The sequence below is a fragment of the Ruegeria sp. AP12 genome (assembly GCF_056540025.1).
The window spans coordinates 1-650 of record NZ_JBQFVZ010000232.1 but is presented as its reverse complement, the minus strand read 5'-3'; the positions used below and the strand labels follow the sequence as shown (position 1 = coordinate 650).

The following is a 650-nucleotide window of genomic DNA, read 5'->3' as shown; positions in this document are numbered from 1 at the left end:
GTTTTCGGCGATCCCTTCTTGCATGATCAAAGCGCCCTCATTCGCCATGACCGCCAGAAGGCGAGACGATATATCCTCGGCCGTAAAGGTCCGGCGGGTAATGCCCTGCGCTGTGGAATACCCTTCGATCAAAGCTTCAACCTCGGGGTCGCGGATCGGTTTGCGATTTCCTTCTTCGTACAGGTACCAGCCTTTGCCGGATCGCCGCCCAAACCGCTCCATCTCACATAGCTGGTCGGCAATGGTGACATAGCGTTCGTTCGGGTCGCGCGTGGCAGCGTTGCGTTTTCGGTTTGCCCAGGCGATTTGCAACCCGGTAAGATCCTGCAGCTCGTAGGGCCCCATCGGCATCCCGAAATCCCGCATCGCCAGATCAATTTCATGGGGTAGTGCCCCGTCTGCCAGCAGATAATCTGCTGCGCGCCGATAAGCGGCCAACATGCGGTTGCCAATGAACCCGTCGCAAACGCCTGACAGCACCGAGACCTTGCGCAGTTTCTTGCCCAGAGCAAACCCTGTGGCCACCACCTCTGGGGCGGTTCGGGGGGTGTGCACGATCTCAAGCAGTTTCATGACATGGGCCGGGCTGAAGAAATGTAGCCCGGTGCACCGTGTCTGGTTTTCGATGCCCGAGATGATTTCAGCAGGGT

The 650-nt window shown here is 58.5% G+C and carries 1 protein-coding gene; it reads right to left on the bottom strand.

What is annotated here, in order from left to right; all coding sequences use genetic code 11:
- Window positions 1–650 (bottom strand): 3-hydroxyacyl-CoA dehydrogenase family protein (locus ACR0E6_RS22465; RefSeq protein ID WP_480587549.1); only part of this gene is annotated, 650 nt, incomplete at both ends.